Origin of the sequence: Acinetobacter sp. YH12155, assembly GCF_013418255.1 — a bacterium.
Lineage (GTDB): Bacteria > Pseudomonadota > Gammaproteobacteria > Pseudomonadales > Moraxellaceae > Acinetobacter > Acinetobacter indicus.
In genome coordinates, this window is record NZ_VPCK01000006.1 from 193,631 (window position 1) to 210,990 (window position 17,360).

General features: G+C 46.6%; 13 protein-coding genes and 1 tRNA gene. 3 read left to right on the forward strand and 11 right to left on the reverse strand.

The window, feature by feature from the left end:
• Positions 1-535 precede the first annotated feature (535 nt).
• From FTU86_RS06360 to efp, 7 genes are all read right to left on the reverse strand, one after another.
• Positions 536-612 (reverse strand) — tRNA-Val (locus tag FTU86_RS06360).
• Between the two features lie 31 nt (positions 613-643).
• Complete coding sequence (locus FTU86_RS06365; RefSeq protein ID WP_180036649.1) at positions 644-2,653, reverse strand: DUF3488 and transglutaminase-like domain-containing protein; 2,010 nt, start codon at positions 2,651-2,653, stop codon at positions 644-646.
• Between the two features lie 2 nt (positions 2,654-2,655).
• The gene (locus FTU86_RS06370) at positions 2,656-3,567 is read right to left on the reverse strand and encodes a DUF58 domain-containing protein (protein ID WP_005176842.1); all 912 of its coding nucleotides are present in this window, start codon (positions 3,565-3,567) and stop codon (positions 2,656-2,658) included.
• Positions 3,568-3,569: 2 nt separating this feature from the next.
• On the reverse strand, positions 3,570-4,520 hold the full coding sequence (locus FTU86_RS06375; RefSeq protein ID WP_180036650.1) for a MoxR family ATPase: 951 nt from the start codon (positions 4,518-4,520) through the stop codon (positions 3,570-3,572).
• A gap of 97 nt (positions 4,521-4,617) precedes the next feature.
• Positions 4,618-4,917 carry a YbdD/YjiX family protein gene (locus tag FTU86_RS06380; protein ID WP_005176838.1) on the reverse strand — a complete coding sequence of 100 codons (300 nt, stop codon included), beginning with the start codon at positions 4,915-4,917 and terminating at the stop codon, positions 4,618-4,620.
• 11 nt (positions 4,918-4,928) lie between these two features.
• Positions 4,929-7,028, reverse strand: a complete 2,100-nt coding sequence (locus FTU86_RS06385; RefSeq protein WP_005176837.1) for a carbon starvation CstA family protein — start codon at positions 7,026-7,028, stop codon at positions 4,929-4,931.
• Positions 7,029-7,200: 172 nt separating this feature from the next.
• Positions 7,201-7,770 carry an elongation factor P gene (efp, locus tag FTU86_RS06390; protein ID WP_005176835.1) on the reverse strand — a complete coding sequence of 190 codons (570 nt, stop codon included), beginning with the start codon at positions 7,768-7,770 and terminating at the stop codon, positions 7,201-7,203.
• Positions 7,771-8,147: 377 nt separating this feature from the next.
• Here efp and epmB point away from each other — a divergent pair, with 377 nt between their 5' ends.
• The 3 genes from epmB to FTU86_RS06405 are packed head-to-tail and all read left to right on the forward strand — an operon-like array spanning position 8,148 to position 13,029.
• On the forward strand, positions 8,148-9,164 hold the full coding sequence (epmB, locus tag FTU86_RS06395; RefSeq protein ID WP_180036651.1) for an EF-P beta-lysylation protein EpmB: 1,017 nt from the start codon (positions 8,148-8,150) through the stop codon (positions 9,162-9,164).
• Positions 9,165-9,184: 20 nt separating this feature from the next.
• A complete protein-coding gene (locus tag FTU86_RS06400) occupies positions 9,185-10,930 on the forward strand; it encodes a GTPase (RefSeq protein ID WP_180036652.1) in 1,746 nt (581 codons plus the stop codon).
• A complete protein-coding gene (locus FTU86_RS06405; RefSeq protein WP_180036653.1) occupies positions 10,912-13,029 on the forward strand; it encodes an EAL domain-containing protein in 2,118 nt (705 codons plus the stop codon). The genes FTU86_RS06400 and FTU86_RS06405 overlap by 19 nt, the downstream gene beginning before the upstream one ends.
• 86 nt (positions 13,030-13,115) lie before the next feature.
• On the opposite strand, the gene rpmE is transcribed toward FTU86_RS06405, so the two are convergent.
• The 4 genes from rpmE to FTU86_RS06425 form a co-directional block, all read right to left on the reverse strand.
• Positions 13,116-13,343 carry a 50S ribosomal protein L31 gene (gene rpmE, locus FTU86_RS06410; RefSeq protein ID WP_005176824.1) on the reverse strand — a complete coding sequence of 76 codons (228 nt, stop codon included), beginning with the start codon at positions 13,341-13,343 and terminating at the stop codon, positions 13,116-13,118.
• A gap of 206 nt (positions 13,344-13,549) precedes the next feature.
• Positions 13,550-14,530, reverse strand: coding sequence for a bile acid:sodium symporter family protein (locus FTU86_RS06415; RefSeq protein ID WP_104488747.1), 981 nt, complete (start codon positions 14,528-14,530; stop codon positions 13,550-13,552).
• Between the two features lie 156 nt (positions 14,531-14,686).
• The gene (gloA, locus tag FTU86_RS06420) at positions 14,687-15,088 is read right to left on the reverse strand and encodes a lactoylglutathione lyase (protein ID WP_005176820.1); all 402 of its coding nucleotides are present in this window, start codon (positions 15,086-15,088) and stop codon (positions 14,687-14,689) included.
• A gap of 1 nt (position 15,089) precedes the next feature.
• The gene (locus tag FTU86_RS06425; RefSeq protein ID WP_160241458.1) at positions 15,090-17,246 is read right to left on the reverse strand and encodes an MFS transporter; all 2,157 of its coding nucleotides are present in this window, start codon (positions 17,244-17,246) and stop codon (positions 15,090-15,092) included.
• Between the last annotated feature and the right edge of the window lie 114 nt (positions 17,247-17,360).

The window sequence follows — 17,360 nt, forward strand, 5'->3', positions numbered from 1 at the left end:
TTTACCCAATCCTGAAGACGTTATGAATAACTCTTCACTTTAATTTTGTAGGTAATCCCAGTTCCTTCGGGAGCTGGGATTAAAAAATGAAATAACCTATACCCTAGTGAATTTGAATAACAAGAATGAAAACAAGATAAGGCTCTTATATTGATTATAGAATGTCATTGAGCATGGAAATACAAAAGTTAGGCTTTGCCCATTGATTGCTGAAAAATAAGTTTCATGATTTGAATCTTAAAAACTCATAATTTGTATTTTTTAAACAATTGGGCAAGATCACAGCTATAAGTCTTCTAAACTTTTCATAGTCTTTAGCGGTATCTCTAGTCGCAGAGATGCGCTTTCCATTCAATATTATTGCAATGCGGTAGACATCCCCCTCTTTTTCTTGGCTTTGGTAGTTTCATGCGTACAGGTCTTGGCGTAAATTATGTCGCATTTTATTCCTAAGAAATAACATTTGCGCCATTTTCGACAAATTACAGACATTAAAAAAGGCTTATAAGTGTTTCACTTATAAGCCTTTAAAATTTGGTAGGCATATCCAGACTCGAACTGGAGACCTCTACGATGTCAACGTAGCGCTCTAACCAACTGAGCTATACGCCTATATGTGACGCATCATATTCACTTTTAAATTTTATGACAAGCCTTTTCTATGATTTTTCAATGCAGATGCACAAGAATTCAGCAATGCTTTGAATTTTTTCAAATCTGCCTCAGAAACCTGCTCAGATGCATACTGCATCTGCTCATATAACTGCACGGTCTGCTTAAACACATGATGCTGCTGTGACTCAGCCTGAGCCGCCAAACGAGACATCCACATGTTAAACGTTTCAGCAGGCTTTTTCTGTAATTCAGACGGTAACGGCTTCGAAAACGTCTGCAACAGCTGGGCAAGTTTTGGCTGCCGGCGAAGATGCTGATAATACAACCAGGCCATATATAGCCCCAGCAGACCTAAAATGGTCAGTATCAGCATTAGGATATTGGCATAGCTGGAATGTAGCCCCAGTTTGGCCAGCCAGCCCCGCTGCGACTCGGCATTATAGCCCACCACCTTGCTTTGCCATTGATAGCTGGCATAGTCGCTCCAGATACGCAGTTTATTCATTAAATGATAATGCCGATAAGTCCAGCCACTGCCACGCTCGCCCAATACCGCCTGATCTTCCGCAATCAGGTTTTGCATGCCCTGCTCAACCCGCTGCGGACTAATCATTGCTGTGGGGTCTAAACGCTGCCATTTGCCGTTTAACAGCACTTCGGTCCAGGCATGCGCATCTAACTGGCGTACTTCCCAGCTTTTACCATCCGGGGCCAGCTCTCCACCCTGATAACCGGTGACCACCCGCGCCGGAATTCCGACATAACGCATCAGCATCACAAAACTGGAAGCATAATGTTCACAAAAGCCCTGACGTGACTGAAACAGGAACTCATCAACACGATGTTGCCCTAATCGCCCCGGGGTTAAGGTATATACAAAGCCATTTTCCCGATACCAGCGCAGCACCTGCTGTACATAACGCTCAGGATCTTGTCCGCTGTGCAAAAATAAACGCTGGGCCAATTGTTGTGCTTGCAGATCCTGCTGTACCGGAAATTGAGTATTGATGCGTAAATTCAGATGAGCATTACTCACGGTCTGGGTCTGGATATCGCCGATCCAGCGCAATGGAATCGGCTCGACCCGCTGGGTTAAACGCCGCGGTACAATGCCCCAATCCTGCTGGCTATAATAACGGCGCTCCAGCGGTACCGATTTCTCCAGCCCCATCACCCAACGCACGCCCGGGTCAGCCGCCAGATATTGATAATCAAAACTACGCGCATGCGCCGGCTGCAATACATCGCTACGCATTAACGGCTGCTGGTTAACAAAGCTGCTACGCCAGCGCTGGCCATCATATTCATCCAGCACCATCGCCCGCCAATACAGCTCATGCCGTGGTGGCAGTTGCTGCACATCGCCAATAATCCGAAAGGCCAGCGCGCTAGATTGTGACAGCTCGGCAATATCGCCCGGCGACATGCTGTCACTAATTCCGGTAATACCTTTATTTTCCGGAATCGGAATATGCCACAGTGGCGGTAGCCGCGGGAAAAACATAAACAGCAAGACAAAAAATGGCAGTGCATACAGCACAAAACGCCCCACATGGCGGGCATCGCGTTTTAAGGCCTGTACAGCCGAAGCCTGATATTCAAATTCGCTGGTTTGCAGGCGATACAGCCCGATCAGACAACTGAGCAGGCTTAAAATGACCATAAAGGCCATCCAGATTGACTGGCTAAACAGGAAGGAACTGGCACTGACAAATAGCGCGAAATTGAACAGGATAATCACATCGCGCCGGGTTCGGGTTTCGAGGGCCTTGGCAAATAAAAAGGTTGATAACACTGCCACGCCGGCCTCTACCCCAATAAAGGCGCGGTACTGTAAATAAATACTCAGCAGCGCCAGCGCAATCAGGCTAAAGGTCCAGTATTTGGCAATCGGCTGACGCCCGGGCTGCAGACTGAAATACAGACTAATCAGGATGATGATAAAAATTATACTGAGCAGCACAGGCAGATAGATCAGCTGTGCCAGTAACAGCAGGCCCAGGCTTGAGAGAATCGAAATACGGATACTGGAATTCATCTTTATGCCTGCGCCAACAGTTGTTTGGCGAGCAGCAATTGCTGCTCGCCACAGGCGGCCGGTAATTCTACCTGCGGCAAATACAGGGCATAGGCACATTGCTGCTGTTCACACTGCTCGACTAGGCCCATCATTAGGCTGAGTTTTTCTTCATGCGATGTGCTGGGCATCTGCGCATAGTCAATTTCAAGCTGCTGCTGATTCTGATATTGCTCAAAGACCTTGACGTATAAGCCCTGGCCACGCGCCACCTGTTTCCAGGACACTGCCTGCAAGGAATCTCCGAGCTGATAACTGCGCAGCTCCCGGAATTCATCTAAATCAGGTTCTTCATTGTGCCGGTTGTGTTTATTTTCAGTGGTGTGCTGCGCCGCTTTCGGTGCAATCCAGGCAAAGTCATTGAAATACAGATAGGTCCAGGCACGTACCAGACCAAAGGGATAAACCGAATATAACTGGATGGCCGGATAATGAAACTTGCCGCGCTGGGCAGTATAAAAAGCTAAGCTATACTGCTGTTTGGCTTCACTCAGCGCCAGTTTATGTAATTGCTGATCAACCTGAATCCACAGATAACGCAGCTGTGGCGTATCCTGCTGAAAAAACAGGTGCAGCTGGACATTTTCCCCGGCCTGCCCGACCTGCTGTGCCACCACTTCAAGCTGCAAGCCATGCAGCTGCTTAAAGGTCAAATAAAAACTGATACATAAAATCGCGCTAATTAAAAAGCAGAAGCCCAGAATCAGGTTATTGGCATAGTTAATACCGGCCACAAAGGTAATCAGGATAAGCACCAGATATAAATAACCCTGCTGATAAATAAATACCAGCACATCTTTTTGCGTGAGGCGTTTTTTCTGCTGAAATTGAAAACGCTTTTCCAGCCAGTGCTGCCAAAAATTCTGCCCGAGCATACTTAGCTGACCTGCACCTGTTGCAGCAGCTGCTGGGTTTCACCCTCACTTAAACCAATACGATGTGCCACCACCGCCACAAAAACCGCTTGTACATCATCCGGAGTGACAAAACTGCGCTGTTCAATTAACGCATGTGCCTGGGCGGCTTTTTTCAGGGCCAGTACTCCGCGCGTCGATAGTCCATGCCGGTTTTTACGGCTGGCTTCGGCCAGATCCAGAATATAATCCTGCACGGCGTCACTGACATATAGCCGATGCACTTGCTGTTGTAATTCCAGGATTTCATCTTCACTAAACACATGCTGCAAACTGGCAATCAGGCTCTGCCGGGAAGATTGCTGCAGCAATAGTTTTTCTGCATAACGCGATGGATAGCCCAGTGATAAACGCATTAAAAAGCGATCCAGTTGTGATTCAGGCAATGCATAGGTTCCGCTTTGAAACAGCGGATTCTGGGTAGCAATGACCCAAAATGGTTGCGGCAGTTCATAACGCACGCCATCGACCGTGACGTTACCCTCTTCCATCGCTTCCAGCAAGGCACTCTGGGTTTTCGGGCTACAGCGGTTAATTTCATCGGCCAATAAAATCTGGGTAAAAATCGGGCCTTGCTTAAACTCAAACTGATGTTCTTTCTGATTTAACATGTTCACCCCAATTACATCACTGGCCAGCATGTCATTGGTAAACTGAATCCGCTGAAATTTCAGTCCGGCCAAATGCGCCAGACTGCTGGATAAGGTAGTTTTGCCCAGACCGGGTAAATCTTCAAACAGCACATGGCCGCCGGCCAGTAAACAGACCAGTGCCAGTTTGGTCTGCTGCTGTTTATCCAGAACAATCTGATTAACCTGTTCAAGGAACTGCTGGATTTTGGGTGCATAGCGCTGCAGCTCGCTCTGGAGCTGCGCCTGATCGTGTACTGGTTCCGATTTCTTATCCTGTTTCATGCCCCAAATCACCTTCATTCCCCAAATAAAAACGGTGTATGCCCTAACATACACCGTTTTGTTTTTTTTCTAAAGAAATCAGATGATTTCTAGACTTTTAACACGGACATTTCTTCAGGTTTCCGGAAGATGGATAACGTGAATCGACACAGTGCCGGTAAAAGGTTTTGGCATCCATCGCTTCCAGATCCGGATGATGCTGCCGCATGTGCTCCAGATAGGTCTGATAATCAGGCACCCCCACCATCAGCCGGAAACTTTGCTGCAAACGCTGCCACAGTGTGGCAATCCGCGACCAGTTTTTAGGATTCAGGATTAAATCCTTCTGCGACATCACGGTCATTTTGATGATTTTATAAATCACCGTTTTACCCGCTCGAGCAAATTTCAGATTCATCTTCTCGCTCCTTAATGGCCTTTGGCCGGCTGAATATCTTCAGGATCGCGGTAAATTGCTTCTGCTTCATGCACGGTTGGTTCCGGATTGGCCAAGGCACGGCGAATCACCCCAATCGCAGCAAACAGCATCACAAACGCCACAATCATAAAGAAGCCACACAATGCCGCATTAATCTGGTTCGACATTGCCACAGTCTGCATTTCCGCAATACTTTTGGCTGGTGCCAGAATTTCATTATTGGCAATGGCGGTATTGAAACGCTCTGCCTGTGCCAGGAAGCCGATCTTCGGATTTTCGTGGAAAATCTTCTGCCAGCCAGCAGTCATCGAGGTGATAAACAGGAACACGGTCGGGATAATCGTCACCCAGACATATTTCTGTTTCTTCATCTTGAACAGGATAACAGTACCAAGGATGAGCGCCATCGCAGCCAGAATCTGGTTACCAATACCAAATAGCGGCCATAAGCTGTTAATCCCGCCGAGTGGATCGACCACGCCCTGATAGACGAAGAAGCCCCAACCCGCCACCGCAACCGCAGTCCCCAGCAAGTTACCAAAGAAGTTGTGAGATTTTTTCACCGCAGGAATCACAATACCTACGGTATCCTGAACCATAAAACGGCAGGCACGGGTACCGGCATCCACTGCTGTCAGAATGAATAATGCTTCAAACAGAATGGCAAAGTGATACCAGAACGCCATCATTTCGCGGCTATTGAAAATCTCGGTGATGATATGGGCCATACCAATTGCGAAGGTTGGCGCACCACCGGTACGGGACAGAATCGAGTTTTCACCGACTTCCTGGGCCAGCAAGGTCAAGGCTTCAGGCGTCACCACAAAACCAAGGTTACGCACAGCTTCTGCTGCCGTATCTACCGACGTCCCCAGTAAAGCCGCTGGCGAGTTAATCGCGAAATATACGCCCGGATCAAGTACCGCGGCACAGATGAGTGCCATAATCGCCACGAAAGATTCCATCAACATGCCGCCATAACCAATCATACGGATATCGCGTTCGTTGTTGACCAGTTTTGGCGTGGTGCCTGAAGACACCAGGGCGTGGAAACCGGAAATCGCACCACAGGCAATGGTAATAAACAAGAATGGGAACAGCGAACCGGCAAATACCGGACCAGTACCATCCACAAACTTGGTGACTGCTGGCAGTTTCATTTCCGGCATGGCAAATAAAATACCAATGGCCAAGCCTGCAATGACACCAATTTTCAAGAAAGTCGACAGATAATCACGCGGTGCCAGTAACAGCCACACTGGTAAAACCGACGCAATAAAACCGTAAATGATCAATGCCCAGGTCAGTTCAGTCCCCGATAAGGTAAAGAACGGCCCCCAGTACGGATGCTGTGCAATATTTTCACCGTAGATAATACCGAGCATCATCAGCACAAAGCCGATAATCGACACTTCTGCAATTTTACCCGGACGGATAAAACGCATGTAAATACCCATGAAAATGGCAATCGGAATGGTGGCAGCAATACTGAATACACCCCACGGACTGTTGGTCAGGGCTTTCACCACCACCAGCGCCAGTACCGCCAGGATGATAATCATCACCCCAAGTGCACCCAGCATCACGATAATACCGGCAAAGCTGCCCAGTTCCTGCTTGGCCATTTCACCCAGTGAACGGCCGTCACGACGGGTCGAAATAAACAACACTAGGAAATCCTGTACCGCACCGGCCAGCACCACCCCGACCAGTAGCCAGATGGTGCCCGGTAAATAACCCATTTGTGCTGCCAGAATAGGACCAACCAGCGGTCCGGCACCGGCAATTGCAGCAAAGTGATGGCCGAACAAGACACTTTTATTGGTCGGAACATAATCTAAACCGTCGGCCAGGCGATGCGCGGGAGTTAAACGCCTAGCATTGAGTTCAAAGACTTTATTGGCAATAAATAAACTGTAGAAGCGGTAAGCAATGCTATAGACACAGGCGGCGGCGAGGACCAGCCAGACTGCGTTTACATGCTCACCACGGCTGAGTGCCAGAATCCCGAAAGACACTGCACCCACAATAGCGACGAGCAGCCAGATAATTTTCGAAGTTAGGCTCGACTTCGTTGGTAATGTTTCCATTCAATCCCTCATATTTTCGATGCATTTAAATCAGCGTGATTGTTGTTGTTCGAGGTACTGCTGTTTTCCCTTGCGACTTTACGCCTGTTCTTTTGCTTTTCCTCTAAGACTTTGGCATAAAAAAAGGGATGATTGATCATCATCCCTTCGATAATAGTATATTTTTACACCATTATGCACGTTCTAAATATTCACCAGTACGAGTATCTACACGAACGCTTTCTTCTTGCTGAACGAATAATGGAACACGTACCACAGCACCTGTTTCAAGTTTCGCTGGCTTACCACCACCGCCAGAAGTATCACCACGAACACCTGGATCAGTTTCAACAATTTTTAATACCACGAAGTTCGGAGCGCTGACGTTTAAAGGCACGCCGTTGAACAACATAATGGTACATTTTTCATTAGAATCGTCTTTTAACCATTTTGCAGCATCGCCCATAGCTGTTTTATCAGCTGCGATCTGTTCAAATGTTACAGGATCCATGAAGTTCCACAGTTCGCCGTCGTTGTACAAGTAGTCCATTTCTACTTCTACAATGTCAGCAGCTTCTAGTGAATCACCAGATTTGAAAGTTTTTTCTAATACTTTACCTGTTTTAAGGTTACGTAATTTCACACGGTTGAAGGCCTGACCTTTACCTGGTTTTACGTATTCGTTTTCCATGATTGAACATGGGTTACCATCAAGCATAACCTTAAGGCCTGACTTGAATTCATTCGTAGAATAATTGGCCATGACTGGCACACTCCAAACTTACTAACTTTAAGCTATCGATGCTACGGGCTGTTGCGATGTCATTTAGCAAGTCTGACACGAACATTAGTTGCCACATGCACATTCATTTTATGTGACGTATTCTAAATGACCAATATGCCTTGCCGCAATGAAAAATTCTTGTTTAACCGGCCGCTGCTGCCTAAGTTACAAGCAGATATCCATCTACCGGCTTTATTCCCAACTGGCAGATGCTTAAAATCAGCGCAGCTCGCTCTGGACTCCACCTGGCCCGGATGTCCTGATTTTTCGCACACAAAGCACATTCCCAGCGCCTGCAAACTGTTAAACTAGCATGATTAGGCCTTGCCCTCCCACTTCCATGATTCTTTTCCGGCATGACAAACTATTTGTATCAACAGCAAAACTGGCAATCACAGCTCAGTGATTTAATTACCGATCCTCAGGAGTTGCTGAGTCTTCTGCAACTGTCGCCTGAACAGTTACTCTCCGGCGCAATTCTGGCATCTGAACAGTTTAAATTACGTGTGCCGCGTGCATTCGTCGGAAAAATGAAAGTCGCCGATCCCTTTGATCCGCTGCTGTTACAGGTCTTGCCACATCATCTGGAACTGGAAGATCATCCTGAATTTGTCACCGATCCCTTAGGTGAAGAACAGGCCAATCAGCAACCGGGTGTCCTGCACAAATATAAGTCGCGTTTTTTACTGACCCTGACCGGGGCTTGTGCGGTACATTGCCGCTACTGTTTCCGCCGCCATTTTCCCTATCAGGACAACCTGCCTAAAAATGAAGATTGGCTAAACATCAAACAATATATTGAATCTCAGCCCGACATTAATGAAGTGATTTTAAGTGGCGGTGATCCATTAACGTTAACCAATCGACGTTTACAGAGCTGGATTGAACGTCTGGAATCGCTGCCGCAGATTAAATTTTTGAGAATTCATTCACGCGTTCCGATTGTAATCCCCAACCGTGTCGATGAAGCGCTGATTTCCATATTAAAAAACAGTAGGCTACGGATTATTCTGGTGGTACACTCAAATCATGCATCAGAATTGGATGACTTCACTTGCCGTACATTAAATACACTGGTGAAATATCAAATTACCGTCCTGAATCAGGCAGTTTTACTTCGTGGGGTGAATGATTCTGCTCAGGTTCTGGTCGATTTAAGTTATCGCCTGTTCGATGCTGGGGTGATGCCGTATTACTTGCATGTATTAGATAAAGTGAAAGGTGCACATCATTTCGATCTGATGCCACAGGACATCGATCTTATTTATAAAGAGGTTTTAGCGAACTTGCCGGGTTATCTGGTTCCTAAACTCGTTAGGGAAATTGCGGGCGAAAAGAATAAAACACCGCTTTTTGGGGTTTCAACTGCTTGAATTTGAGTTAAATAACAACGATGACTATGAATCATTCAGATATTTTTCAGGTTGCCACTGAGCTGAAATTGGAACAGCTCAGTTTTTGCCAGAATTCTGTCAAAAGTATTCAGGAGTGGGCAGCTGACTTATCCATTTTACAGCTTGGGGACTCGTCAAAAGCCTTGTTCAAAGCCTTACTGGAAATTTCTGAACTCAAATGTCAGGAAACCTTGCGCTTTGACCTGATTCAGGCCATTCACCCGACGCTGGAAAATGTCCTGACCAGCCTGGAAAAACACTTTTTTAACCAGGGTCTGATTAGCAGCGACCGCAATGAGCACATTATCGAGCTGGCGCTGTTGTTACGTAGTCATTTTGCCAAAGTCTATATTGAAATCGCGCGCCGCAGTCACCGCCAGCTGGCCCAGCAGAAGTTTTCCATTTTTGCCTTTAACCTGAAAAAGAACCTGCAGACTGCGCGGACTGTGGCCACCTATTATGCGCTGCAACAACTGACCTTATTGCTGTATCAGCAACAGATGCTATATAGCTCGCCATTTTCCGGGCAATGGCTCACTGCGCATCAACTGTTTAACTGCGCGCTGCAGCACAATTTTCATCAGAACAATATTAACCATCTGCAAGGCACCCAGCATCAGCTGCAAAATATCAGTCAGGCATATGCGCAATTAATCCTGCTGGATATTTTCAATACCCATCAGATTCGTCCGGCCGAAATTCAGGGGCTGTATCTCTGCAGTTTTGACTGGGTCAAGCTGATTCAGATTTTGCCCAAAGAAACCACCCTGTCACGCTATATTGTCGATACCAACAAAGACTATCCGCCAATTTATAACTCGCATCAATCGGGTGATTTTGAGCCGAATATTTTTATTTCGACGCAGGCACTGCTGGATCATATTAGTGAAAATCAGGGCCGCAAGGCCGAACATTTCTCCCGCAATGAAAAGCTGTTTTTAACTCCGGCCCTGCATTTTCATATTCATACCCTGCTCACTCATAATCCTGAGCGTCGCCATGAACGTTATGAATATTCGGCCCGGGTCAAAATCTGTTTTGGCTTAAGCGTGGCGCACTTCTATTTGTCTAAAGGCAAGAATTTTCAGGAAACCCTGCAACTGGGTGAAAATTACCAGTTCCAGAGTGAAAGCCAGTTCATCAACCAGATGCACAGTCATGCCACTGCCGACATCAGCAAAATCCAGAGTCTGGACCGTGAAGCCAAACAGATTTACGGCGCGGAAGTGCTGGATATCAGTGTGAATGGTTACCGGATTAAATGGGAAGGTGAAACGCCGAAACATCTTAAAACCGGTGAATTTATTCTGGTGCAGGAAAATCCGCAAAGTCCGTGGCGTGGCGGCGTGATTCGCTGGATTAAACAGTCGACTGACAAAACCCTGGAACTGGGCCTTGAAGTACTGGCGCAGGACATTATTCCATGTGCCGTCTATGTGAAATCTGACCGGCATAGCGGGCATTATCATCCTGCCCTGCTCATGCAAAGTTCTCAGCTGAATGAAGTCAGCACTCATCTTATTTTACCGGGGATTCAATTATTAAGAGACAAGCAGACCGTACAGCTGCGTTTGGGGGATGAAGACATTAAAGTCTTTTTAATTAAACCGTTACTCATTACTCAAAGCTTTATGCGTTTTGACTTTGAACTGTTAAATGACCAGCAGCAAGCCACAGTCGATGCCTTTATTCACAAGCAGATGAATGACGTTAAGAATCAAGATTTATGGGAAGCGTTGAAGTGAGAAATCCTTTACTATCTAAAAAATTTAAACGTACCGAAACACGTTTACTCATTATCGATGATAACCAAATCCGTTTTAATCAGATTTGCGAACAGCTGAATGCACAGGAACATACCGTGCAGGCCACCCTGCTCGATGACCTGCAAAATTTTGAAAAACAGCTGAATTTAACCTGGGATGTGGTGATTTTTGGCCGTGCCTACGACTTGAAAATTGATCAGGCCCTGACCCTGATTCGCGCCTCAAAACAGCCGAATTTACCGCTGGTGTTATTGCAACCTGAAGACTATGATGCCACCCAATATAGCGCCCTCATCCGCAAAGGCATTTATGATCTGGTCAACCTGAACGATAGTGACAGTTTCTATCTGGGTCTGCTTCGTGCCCTCTCTTTCAGCCGTTTGCAGCAAACCCATGCCCAGCTCAAAGAAGAGCTGGAAAATGCCCAGACGCAGGCGCAGTCTCTGGTGGAAGACAGCAACAAGGCGGTGGCGATTATTCAGGAAGGCATTCATGTGCAGGCCAATCAGGAATATTTACAGCTGTTTGGCTTTCAGAATGAAGATGAGATTATTGGTCTGCCTTTGCTTGACCTGTTGCAACCGGAAGATCTAGCCGATTTTAAACTGCGCTTTAAAAAAGTATCGCAAGGTCTGTTTGATTTAGGCCGTTTCAGCTACAGCTCTTTAAATAGTCATGTCGCCGCGCAAAATCCGCTACAGCTGGAATTTTTACCGGCCACTGATGAAGATGCCTTGCAGCTGACCATTGATATTCAGCAAGCTGCTACAGCACCAGCCAAGGCCAGCAATGAAAGCACAGCTGGTCAGCAGCCGACCCATCAGCTGATTAACCGCACCCTGAACAATCAGCCATCCAAAATTAATGCGCTGGTGGTATTTGCCCTGGCCTCCTGCCCTGAAAAAGTCTTGCAATCGGACTGGGTTACGCTGAAAAACTATTTCGGTAATATTAAAACCTTCCTGAAAGAACAGACCAATGTGCCTTTATTCAAGGTCAATTCATCGATCTATATTGGCTTGTTTCAGGCAGAATCAACCACCATTTTGCATTCCAAACTGATTGGTCTCAGCTCACTGAGTAAACCGCAGTTATTGAGCGTCAATGGGCAAAGTTATCCGCTGAATTTACGTATGGGCTATGCGGTACTAGAAGGTGAAATTGCCGACAGCACCCAGTTTGAACAGCTGATGGAACGTGCCTTTGTAACCGCACTGCCTTATCAGCAAAAAGATGAGCAAAGCCTCGGACTGGATTTATCCATGACCGATCTGTCGCTGGAAATTGTCGAGCCAAAGGTTGCACCTGTGGTCGAAACCGCTGCTTCATCGCTATTAGGCGCCTTACGCCACAGCCTGGATCGTAATGAAATTCATCTGAAGTATCAACAACTTTATGATAAGCAAGACACCAATTTATATACCTATGAAGTAACTAGTGGCTTTATTTTCAATAGTGAATGGAAATCACTGACAGGCTTAATAGATTTGGCTGAAGACCCAGAATTATCCATTAAACTGGATCGTTGGATTTTGGTCGAAGCTTGTAAACAATTGCACAACTTCATCACCCAATATCCTGAAGCGAAGCTGATTATCAATTTAAACAAATTTGTTTTATTACAAGACCGCAGCTTCCCTGAGTTTGTGTCTAAACTGATAACGATTATTGGTAGCCGCCTCAGCCATCCATTAATTTTGCAATTCTCTGAAGAAGACATCAGCCAAAACTTAGGTGATGCGCAGAAACAAATCAGTTTATTACGTCAGCACGGCGCTGAAATTTCTCTGCGTGATTTTGGTCATTCGATTTATAGTGAATCTATCTTGAAACAAGTCGATATTCACTACTTGACCTTGCACAGTGCACTGACTGAAAAACTGGCTGCTGATGACTCGACGCAAGAATTACAGGAACAATTGAGCATTTATAGTGAAATTAAACCTGTAGAAGTGTTATTGCGTGACTTAAATGATATGAACCTGTTTGCGAATGCGTGGAATGTCGATGCGCGCTTTATTCAGGGTGATTATTTCCAGAAAAAACTCGATCATTTAATTGATGTGCAAGACCAATAAGGTCTTGTGCATTAGGGTCTATTTGTAGACCCTAAAATTTAAGGCACAAAAAAACGGGCAAATGCCCGTTTTTTTCATTCTGGGTATTAACCACGTTTGATAGAACGTGACATACCAGCAAAACGTTGTTTGAACTTGTCGATACGACCGCCAGTGTCAACGTTCTTTTGCTTACCAGTGTAGAATGGGTGGCAAGCTGAACATACGTCTAGGTAAAGAGTGTCTTTACCAACAGCTGAACGAGTTTCGATCACGTTACCACATGAACAAGTAGCAACTAATTTTTCATATTTTGGGTGAATATCGGCGCGCATCGTCGATTACTCCATAAGATTAAAGAAGGTTTTGCTGTCGTCGCAATTGATCACTCTCAAGACTGAGGAAAAAAGCTGTTTATTCGAGATAAACTGCAGACCAACACCACAACAGACCATTCTTTTGGCCCACCGAGACGGATACCGTCAGAGCTAAGCACAACAAGTTGGGGCATATTATACGTGAATCTATGCCAATATGCGAATTATTCTTTGTCCTCAATTTCAGGCTGCTTCGACCAGTAATTGGCAATAATGCCGCAGACCATCAGCTGGATTTGATGGAAAATCATGATCGGCAGCACAATCATGCCCAAAGGCTGGCCAATAAACAGAATCTGCGCCATCGGTACACCACTGGCCAGGGTTTTTTTAGAGCCACAGAAGAAAATCGCAATCTGGTCTTCACGTTTAAAGCCCAGCCATTTTGGGATGTACAGCGCCAGCAGCATGATGATGGTCAGTAACACCGAACAGGCCACAGTTAAAATCAGTAACGTTGTGCCACTGACTTCATTCCACAGTCCGGCCACCACGGCGCCACTAAAGGCGCCATAGACCACCATTAAAATGGTGCCCTGATCAAAGCCTTTAACCAGACTTGGGAACTTGACCAGAAATGGATAGACCCACGGCCGCAGCAATTGCCCCAGAATAAAAGGCACCAATAACAATAAGGTAATCTGAATAATGGATGAGGTCGGATCATAATCGTGCTGCGACTGGCCAAAAATAAACAGGCTGACCAGAACCGGGGTAATGAACATACCGGCAATATTGGAAAAAGACGCACTGCAGACTGCACTGGCGACATTGCCGCGTGCAACCGAGGTAAAGGCTATGGAAGACTGCACTGTAGAAGGCAAGAAGCACATAAACAGAAAGCCCCAGTACAGCTCCTGCCCCAGCAATGGCAGTAATACGGGTTTGGCCATGAGACCCAACACTGGAAATAACAAGAAGGTAAATGCAAACACCAGCGTATGCAGTTGCCAGTGCATGATACCTTGTACCACCGCCTCTCTGGACAGCTTTGCGCCATGTAAAAAAAACAGCACCGCAATGGCCGCCGTGGTAATAACGCCAAAGACTTCAGCGACCTGTCCAGACACCGGCACGATACTGGCCAGTATCACCATCACAATTAACAATATGGTAAAGCGATCCAATGCAAGTAGTTTTAGCATGTCTACATCCTGTGATTTTATTTTTGCATCGACATAAAAAAGCCCAGTCAGCGGGTTTTACCTCACGGTAAAGTTCCATCTTACTGGGCCGGAACAATAAAGCTAGTCTGCTGGCTTAATGTTCACTATTTTGTGGCGCTATACTACTGCGCCAACTTAGTTATTGCGGGCATTGTCATCCTGCTGGATCAGCTCGATTTTATAACCGTCCGGATCTTCCACAAAGGCAATTACGGTCACGCCGCCTTTCATTGGCCCCGCTTCACGCACCACATTGCCGCCGCGTGCCTTGATTTCTTCACAGGCTTTGTAGGCATCTTCCACTGCAATGGCAATATGACCATAGCCATTGCCCAGCTCATAGCTGTCTGTATCCCAATTATGGGTCAGTTCCAGCACGGTATGGTTGTCTTCATCACCATAGCCGACAAATGCCAGGGTAAAGCGGCCTTCTTCGTAGTCACGTTTACGGAGTAAAGTCATGCCAAGTACTTCAGTATAGAACTGCAATGACCGTTCTAAATTGCCTACACGTAACATGGTATGCAGCATGCGCATATTATTCGTCCTTTTGTTGAATTTGAGCGTGTTCATGAGCACGCAATAATTTTGCCACCCACACCACCAGAATCAGAATCGGAATTCCAAGCAGCGTGGTCATGAGGAAGAAACTCGGATAACCGATATTATTGACTATGGTACCTGAATATCCACCTAAAATTTTAGGAGTGAGGGTCATGAGCGAACTAAAGATCGCATATTGTACAGCGGTAAACGACACACTGGTTAAGCTGGACAGGAAGGCAATAAATGCCGCACCGGCCAGACCGGAGGCCAGGTTATCAATAATAATTGCCAGATAGAGCCATAAACTGCTATACGGTTTAATCACCTTACCGCGAACTTCTACCGCTGCATCAGCGTTGATATCCACCGGTGTCAGGGCCTGAATATCAATATCCAGCACCGGATGCTGCGGTGCCAGCTGATAGCTGCGGTTAGCACTGAGTGTACTGCCATCCAGCAATCGGGCCTGGACCTGAATCGTGCTATTTTGTGCTGTCTGTAACTGCTGGCCTTCAATCACGCCACTAAACAGGCCACCCTCTTCCAGCTTGGCCGGATATTCCTTGCCATCCAGAACCAAACTCAGCGGCTGTTCAGGTTGTAGCTGTGCAGCATCAAGACCACTCAACTGACCACGAATCACCAGACTTTGCTCGGCTTCCTGTACAGAAATCCGGTCATCCGAAGTAATCGGTAATAACTGGATTTGGGCTGTGCCGGTCTGCTGCAAATACGGCATGCTTAATTGTGCCTGATCGGACTGATTGGCATATTGTGCCTGTACCTGAATCTGATTGGCCTGAGCCAGCACATTGCTCGGTACCTGTATGCTCCAGTAACCGGCTTCATCAGCCTGTACCTTATATTGCTGCGCCCCGACATTCACCTGCACATCACTCAGGCTTTGCCCGGATTTGACCAGTCCAATAAAAATCAGGTTGGTCGAGCTGGCCAGCACTGCGCCCAGAAACATCAGTTTCATGATATTCATTTTTTGGGCCAGCAAACCACCCAGGAAGCCACCCACCAACGAGAAAATCACCCCGTAGACTTTGACTGCTTCAGCAATCTGTTCTTTGCTGAAGTTCAGGTCCTGATAAAACACATTGGAAATGACCCCTGCAATAATATCCGAAACCCGATAAAACCCGATCAGCAGCAATAACACCAAAGCCAGCTTTAAACCATAGCGCTTAAAGAAATCCGCGACCGGATGCACCCAGGTTTCAAAAGCCATCTGTTTATTGACTGCACCCAGTTTGACCAGCACAGTTCCGACCAGTAAAGCCACCGCACCCGAGCCAATAAAGCGAATCGCCTCCAGCGTAAACAGCAGGAAGGAATCCTGAATACTGAGCTGGTTTTTCAGCGCATCCAGCGCCTGACCGGAATAGATATAACTCAGCACAAAACTGATCACGGCAACAAAAAACACCACCACCAGTCGATAATAATCGCTGCGTTTATATTCTTTACGGACACGCTCCACCACCGGCTCACGAATCACCAGCGTGGTACACATCCCGATCAGCATCACCGCGGCCATCACCAGATAGGTGTATTTCCAGGCCTCATAAATATAGTTGCCTTTGGCCGTGCCTAGATACGCCGCCAGAAATAAAGCACCCGCACCGGCCACAATCATCCCGATACGATAACCGGCGTTATAGGTCGAAGCCAATACAGTTTGCATCTGGGTTTCAGCCAGCTCAATACGATAGGCATCAATCACAATATCTTGCGTGGCCGCAGCAAAACCGAGCAGCACCGCACCCACCGCCATCTGGTAGAGATGCGTCTGCCCTAAGGCCGGATCTGAAAAGGCCATAATACAGATGGCGCATATAATCAGGACCTGGGCAATTAAAAGCCAGGCCCGGCGCCGGCCCAGTTTTTGGGTTAAATATGGCACTGGTAACTCATCAATTAATGGTGCCCAGACAAACTTAAATGAATAACCCAGCGCCGCCCAGCTAAAGAAAGTTACGGCATTACGGCTAATGCCGGCTTCACCTAACCATAACGATAAACTGGAAAAAATAAGAAGAATGGGAATACCGGCCGAGAAGCCAAGAAACAGCATGATCAGCGCACGCCGATCTAAAAATGCGGTAAAGGCAGATTTCCATCCTGTAGATTGTGTTGTCATTACATTATTTTTGTCAAAAAACTGAATGTTGCTATTCAATCGTTTAATGGATTTGGTTTCAACCTGATTTATGCAAACGCCCTGCGATTTTCTGGAGAAATGCAGCAGCCTGGC